The sequence below is a fragment of the Rossellomorea oryzaecorticis genome, assembly GCF_045897515.1.
GTDB classification, from domain to species: Bacteria; Bacillota; Bacilli; order Bacillales; family Bacillaceae_B; genus Rossellomorea; species Rossellomorea enclensis.
Map to the genome: position 1 here is coordinate 1 of NZ_JBJOSA010000040.1, position 6,857 is coordinate 6,857.

Here is a 6,857-nt window from a genome sequence, read left to right on the forward strand (position 1 = left end):
TTTATGCACATCGCAAAAACTTCGATATAAACGCAATTTACTTTATAACAGGAATGCTCCTCGGTCGTACCTCCCTGTGGGGTCTCACATTAGCTACTTTTCCCGCAGGAGTCTGCGTCTTGCACTCCAATCAATAGCTGGACTGAATTTGAAACGGAGATAAACTTAAAAGATTGGCTTACAAACAAACACCTGACTCATTACAAAGCCAGGTGCTTAGTTTATTACAAATCATCCACAATAATATAGGTCGCCTTCACGGGTCCATGCACACCGACGATGAGGTTCATTTCAATGTCCGCTGAGTTGCTGGGACCGGAAATGAAATTCACGCAGGATGCAACAAGTTCCCCGTTTTCGATTTTGTCGTGGATGCTTTTGGCTGCCTGTGTCATCCTCGGGACGATGGTGCTTTTTGGGATGATGGCGATGTAGATGGCGGGGAGCAGGCTGACAGCCCGTCCTTTCCCTTTGTCGCTGAAAAGGACCACGGTTCCTGATTCCGCGAGTGTCATATCACTGAAGGTGATTCCTACATCTGCAACGGCTGAAAAAGCAAGGTTTTCATCTCCGGCTTCTGTATTCCAGACGTGGTGGGTGAGGTCCCCGTCCCCGATATCAGCAAGGCCGGCTTCTTCAAAACGCGGGTCGTCCCAGCTGACAACGGACTTCCCTCCATATTGTTTTATTAAATGCGGGATCAAGGTTGAAAGCTCGCTCGTGACGGTCTCGTGTACCTCTGTATGAATCAGTTCGCACTGTTTTTTCAGCACAGCGGCCAGTTCATCCTGGGAATAGCCTTTATACACTTCCCATTGAGGGTTGTGCTGCCACTCGGGTTTCACTACTTCCGCACGACGATCCCGGCCAAGGTTCTTTGCCAGCTTATCTAAAAAAGATCCCCTGTTATGGATTTGTCCGATCGCCATCATTTTCCACCTTCTTTGCTTCTCTTCTTATACCAATCCCTGAACCGCTCTTTTTTCGGCGCCGGGAATTCACGGATATCGGTCCAGTTCTTCAGCGGTCCCGGTCCTTTCGAAATACTTCCGTCTTTTGTAAACGCGGCCAGGGACGCCGGCGCAAGTTTCGAGCCGATGTTGTACATGGCAGGAGATGCGGTCCCCATGCTGAACGCTTTCATCGACAGGTTTTCAAAAACCGGTGCCTTCCCTTCACGCTCGACAATTTCCTGGCGGTGTTTAAGCAAATGCTCGTGCAGCGGGATTTTCACCGGGCATGCTTCCGTGCAGGCTGCGCACAGGGTCGATGCATATGGAAGCTCTTTATACTCTTCGTATCCGCCAAGCAGCGGGGATAATACAGCCCCCACCGGCCCAGGATAGATTGAACCGTACGAGTGTCCGCCTACATGGCGGTACACTGGACACACATTGATACAGGCTGCACATCGGATACAATGGAGAATGGACTGAAAAGCCGTGCCAAGGATTTTCGAACGCCCATTATCAACGATCACCAAGTGAAACTCCTCAGGGCCGTCCACATCATCTTCTTGCTTCGGTCCTGTCAGAGCTGTGATATAGCTTGTAAGTTTTTGTCCGACTGCCGCCCTGGTGAGAAGGCTGACGAGCACCTCCATCTCTTCCCACGTTGGCACGATGCGCTCCATTCCCATGACCGTGATCTGTGTCTTGGGGACAGTGGTCACCATTCGCGCGTTCCCTTCATTTGTCACAAGTGAGATCGTGCCGGATTCTGCGATGGCAAAGTTGCAGCCTGTGATGCCGATATCTGCCTGAAGGAATTCTTCGCGCAGCTTTTCACGTGCGAAAAGGGCAAGTTCTTCCGGCTTTTCTGTTTTGTCGTAACCCATTTTATTTTTGAAGACGTCCCTGATCTGCTCTTTGTTTTTATGAAGGGCAGGGGTGACGATATGGGACGGGGGATCATGGTCATCCACCTGCAGGATCCATTCGCCAAGGTCTGTTTCGATGACGTCGCAGCCCGCTTTCTCGAGTGCTTCATTCATATTGATTTCTTCTGTCACCATCGATTTAGATTTTACGACCTTCTTGCCTTCTTTTTTCCTGACGACTTCAGTGATGTATTCATTCGCTTCTTCAGCAGTCTCTGCAAAAAAAACATGGCCGCCGCGTTTTGCGACATTCTCACTTAACTGCTCTAGATAGTAATCGAGATTCTCGATTGTATGAGACCTGATTTCCTCTCCCAGCTTCCGCCATTCTTCCCAGTTGCCGAGTTCTTCTGCGGCATTCAGGCGTCCGCTCCGGAACCGTCCCTGTGCGGAGGATACTGCCCCGCGCATGAATGAATCGGCGATTCCGCTCGACACTCGGTCATTGAAGGGTTTATCCCCTATTTTCATAGCCATTATGTTTCCCCCTCCTTATTTCTATCGACTGTTCAATACCGAGGCAATATGCATGACCTTGACAGGCTTCCCTTTCCTGTCGATCCGGCCGCCAATGTTCATCAGGCATCCGCAGTCCGCTCCGATCAGGATGTCTGCTCCCGTCTCTTCCACACTGGCAACCTTTTCATCTACCATCTGTTCGGAAATCGGCGACATCTTCACAGAAAATGTGCCACCGAAACCGCAGCAGTTGTAGTTATGCGGCAGTGGACTCATCTTTAATCCGTCAACGTGGCTCAATAGTTTCATTGGCGCTTCCGTCACACCGAGCAGGCGGGTCATATGGCAGGACGTATGATAGGTGGCATTCCCGTCCAGTCTTGCCCCGACGTCCTCCACACCAAGGACTTCGACGATGAACTTCGTGAGCTCATACGTTTTATCGGCGAGGTTTTTCGCCCGTGCCTTCCATTCTTGATCTCCCTTAAACAGGTGGGGATACTCACGGAACATCGTTGCACAGGAACCTGAGGGTGTCACAACATAATCGGATGCCTCAAAAACAGAAATCATATGCTTCATAGATTCCTTTGCCTTTTCAACATGCCCGCTGTTATAAGCAGGCTGACCGCAGCATGTCTGTTTCTCCGGAAAATCCACCTCGCATCCAAGCCTCTCGAGGAGCTCGACTGTATCCCTGCCGACGTCGGTCTGAAAAATGTCGATTAAACATGTCACAAATAGTGAAACCTTCATGATCGTTCCCCATTTCTTTTGAAGAAGCTCCTTATAGAAGTGATGAGTTCTTCTTTTATCGTAAATTATTATTTGTAATTCCCTGAATACTCTCTTTTATTCTATTAAATACTAGTGTAAATCTAACGGCCACCATAGTCAACAGGTCATCAGATGACTTTGTTTTTGTTTAAGTAAAAAGACCCGTCCCCTGCTTTTATAGAAGTGACAGGGGCGGGTCATGTGTTTATGCCGTTTTTCTCAGTTGTTTTGCTTCTCTTCTATTTTGTCTTTCCCCTTTAAAGATGAGGGTGAGGATGAATAGGGCGACACCAGCCAGGATGAGGGGGCCGATATTCAGTCCAATCCCGTTGATCGCCACATATCCGATTGCTCCTGCAAATATGACGTAGAATGTCATCGGAATCAGAGTTTTCCTGATCAGGTTTCCTTCCTTTCCGATGAGTCCTGCGGAAGATGATGCCGCCACTACGTTGTGAACGCAAATCATGTTTCCGGCTGCACCGCCGACTGCCTGCAGAGCGACGATCGTTGCAGGTGCCGCCAGGATATTATCGGCAACCCCAAATTGGAACAGGGAGAACATCATGTTGCTGACGGTGTTGCTTCCCGCTGCAAACGCGCCGATCGCTCCGATTGTCGGGGCGGCAAGCGGCCAGTAACTTCCGAAGATGCTGGAGATCCCTTCTGCCAGCGCCAGCGGCATGCTCGTATAATCGGCTGCGTTGATTCCGGAGTTAATGAAGACCTGCACCATTGGCACTGCAAAGATCAAGGCGGCCATCGCACTCACAATCGTCTTAAACGAATCCTTCACCGCGCGGGAGTATTCCTTCATATTCATTTTAAAGATGAAGATTGAAATCAGCGAAACAAGAATAAAAATCGTTCCCGGGAGATTCAGCGGTTTTGAAGCGACCGTGATTTCTGTACCGAATAACGTTTCCAGATTGATGACCCACGATTGCAGCCAGGCTGAGAATGGCAGGTAGCTGACCCGGGTAACGACTAATAAAACCGCTACCAGCAGATATGGCAGCCAAGCCTTCATGAAAGAAACATGTTGTTTCGGCTTATCGGACTCATCCACTTGCAGTGTACCCGTCCATGCTGGATCCCAGTTCGTTTCTTTATCAAAATCCCACGTTTTCTTCGGGATGAACAGCCCTTTCTTTGCAGCGGGAACCACGATGGCAAGCCCCACTAATCCGCCGATGAGCGATGGGAACTCTGGCCCAAGAAGATTCGCCACCAACGCGTAAGGAACGGTAAATGACAATCCTGCAAAGATGGCAAACTTCCACATCGCCAGCCCTTCTGTGATCGACTTATTTTTACCAAAGAAATAGGTGAGCATCGTGACCATGAATAGAGGGATGAAAATTCCGATTACACCGTGGATGAGTGCAACCTGGCCCCCTATTCCAATTATGTATGCGTCAAATGTCGTCCCCTGCTCTGCGACATATTTCTGGACAAGCGGAGAATCCTTTAATCCCGAGTTTACACCGATGAGGATAGGCGTGCCGACCGCCCCGTAGGATACAGGCGTCGATTGAAGAATGAGTGCGACCATGACAGCCCCCATCGCCGGAAATCCGATTGCTACCAAGAGCGGCCCTACAATCGTGGCAGGCGCCCCCCAGCCCGCAGCCCCTTCAAGGAAAGAACCGAACAGCCAGCAGACAATGATCGTCTGAACCCGTCTATCCGGGGAGATACTCGTAAATCCCTTCCGAATCGTAAAAATGGCACCGCTTTCTTTCAGCGTATTCAATAAGAGAATCGCGCCGAACACGATGACACCGACTTCCAAAGCCGTTACAATCCCCTTCACACTTGCTGCAGCAACTTGATTTCCAGGCACCTTCCACACAACCATTGCCATGATAATCGTGATCAATAATGAAACCGGCATCGCCCTTTTGGCCGGCCATCTTAAAATAACCAAGAACAAAAACACAGAGACAATCGGTAATGTGGCGATCCACGCCAGCGTACCAATACTCATCCCCTTCATCTCCCTTCAATAACATTAAATGTCTGTCAACACATTAACAGGTCATCAGATGACCTGCATTATAAATAACAGTATAATTAAAACGCTTTCACATCACAATGGTATTTTTTAAATTTTATAAAAATAATCTCACATCCACAAAAGAAGGCCCGTCCCGCACTGCTTTAAAGCGGTGCGGGACGGGCCATCCAGTTATTCATTCATCTCATCAAAATAGTTCATCAGGACTTCTTCCACACTTTGAAGATGATCGAGCATCAATTTCTGTGCTTCGCTTCCATCCTGGGCTTCAATGGCTTGATAAATCTGCTGATGCTCATTCCAGAGCCTGTCTAGCGTCGACTTTTCTGAGTAAAGCCACAATCTGCGGGTTTCACGCATCGTGGTGACCATCATTTCTGACACATTGTTCATCAGCCCGATCAACAGTTCATTATGAGAAGCCTTTGCGATGGCCATATGAAAACGGAAATCGGCTTCCTCCCCCAGTTCCTGATCATTGGCCGTTTCCATTTGGTCGAGGGCTTCTTTTATTTCAGCAAGCTGCTCATCCGTCCTTCTGTCGGCCGCTGCCTGGACGGCACCGACTTCGAGGATACGCCTCACTTCCAAAAGGTTCTTCACATCATCTTTTTTCATCAACACAGCTATGTAAACCGGGAGCGACAGCATTTTACTGTCAAATTCGCGGACATACGTCCCTTCCCCCTGGTGCATTTCCACTAACCCCATCGCCCGGAGCGCACTCAATGCTTCACGAACTGCGGAACGCCCGACTTGAAAATTTTCAGCGAGCTGCTGAACCGATTCCAGCTTGTCCCCGCTCTTCAATTGACCGGACTTGATCATATCGATCAGCGCCTCGGCCACTTCCTCATAAATCTTTCGCGGTTTTATACGTTTATAATTCACCAATTCTCACCCCATCAATGTTCCTATGTCTGATTTTATAGTATTGTAGGATCAGGGACAATGTTTTGAAACTTTTTTCACTTGAGTCCGTAATTACATACCAGAGATGGTTACCCCTGCCTGAAGTGGGGTATCGAGGATAGTATACATAATTTAAGGTGGTTACGATATGTACTGGGTGGTTGCCCTGTTCGATGAACAAACGGAACAGCTGATAAAAGATGTGTGGAAAGAGCTGCGTGATGAGGATATTTCCTACTACATAGACGAAGTTAAAGACGGCAGACCTCATCTGACGCTGGCAAGCTATAAAGAATTGGATAAGGAAAATTACATAAGGCAGATGGATATTTTTTATGATGATAGTGATAGTTTTGGCGTCACCTTCAATCATGTGGGGACTTTCTTAAATTATAATACTCTGTTTTTGTCCCCGACGATGACGCAGGAGCTGCTGGATTTCCATACAGATCATCATAAACACTTTGAAACGTTCATCACAGAGGCCAATAAATTATATGAACCGGGACAGTGGATCCCCCACTGCACTCTTGCTAACAAGCTGGAAGCGGATGGATTGTCAAAGGCTTTTCATTATTGCGTTGATCGTTTAGGTCTCACTAAGGGAAGGGTAGAGGAAGTAGGCCTGATAGAATTGGCGAAGCAGGATGGGGATACAATGGAGGCTCCCCTCATTTATTCGAAGAAACTGAAGTAGATAGAAAAAGAAGCTTGTGAAGTCCACAAGCTTCTTTCAGACTGTAGACAAACCCCACCTTCGCCTTAAGCGAAGGTGGGGTTTTCTGTTATTTCTAAAGATTTTTCTCCTAT

General features: G+C 48.2%; 6 protein-coding genes. 1 reads left to right on the top strand and 5 read right to left on the bottom strand.

Annotated features, from left to right (window positions below):
- Positions 1–224: 224 nt before the first annotated feature.
- The 5 genes from ACKA06_RS21525 to ACKA06_RS21545 form a co-directional block, all read right to left on the bottom strand.
- On the bottom strand, positions 225–929 hold the full coding sequence (locus ACKA06_RS21525; RefSeq protein ID WP_198258581.1) for a LutC/YkgG family protein: 705 nt from the start codon (positions 927–929) through the stop codon (positions 225–227).
- Positions 929–2,356, bottom strand: a complete 1,428-nt coding sequence (locus ACKA06_RS21530) for a LutB/LldF family L-lactate oxidation iron-sulfur protein (protein ID WP_032086233.1) — start codon at positions 2,354–2,356, stop codon at positions 929–931. Before ACKA06_RS21530 ends, ACKA06_RS21525 begins: the two co-directional genes overlap by 1 nt.
- A gap of 21 nt (positions 2,357–2,377) precedes the next feature.
- Positions 2,378–3,094 (bottom strand): (Fe-S)-binding protein, encoded by a 717-nt coding sequence (locus tag ACKA06_RS21535; protein WP_411160620.1) that lies wholly within the window; start codon positions 3,092–3,094, stop codon positions 2,378–2,380.
- A 226-nt stretch (positions 3,095–3,320) separates the two neighbouring features.
- Positions 3,321–5,105, bottom strand: coding sequence for an L-lactate permease (locus ACKA06_RS21540; RefSeq protein WP_411160621.1), 1,785 nt, complete (start codon positions 5,103–5,105; stop codon positions 3,321–3,323).
- A gap of 201 nt (positions 5,106–5,306) precedes the next feature.
- Positions 5,307–6,026: a FadR/GntR family transcriptional regulator gene (locus ACKA06_RS21545; protein WP_032086327.1), complete on the bottom strand. Its 720-nt coding sequence runs from the start codon at positions 6,024–6,026 to the stop codon at positions 5,307–5,309.
- Between the two features lie 169 nt (positions 6,027–6,195).
- Here ACKA06_RS21545 and ACKA06_RS21550 point away from each other — a divergent pair, with 169 nt between their 5' ends.
- Positions 6,196–6,744, top strand: a complete 549-nt coding sequence (locus ACKA06_RS21550) for a 2'-5' RNA ligase family protein (protein WP_411160622.1) — start codon at positions 6,196–6,198, stop codon at positions 6,742–6,744.
- The last annotated feature ends 113 nt before the right edge of the window (positions 6,745–6,857 follow it).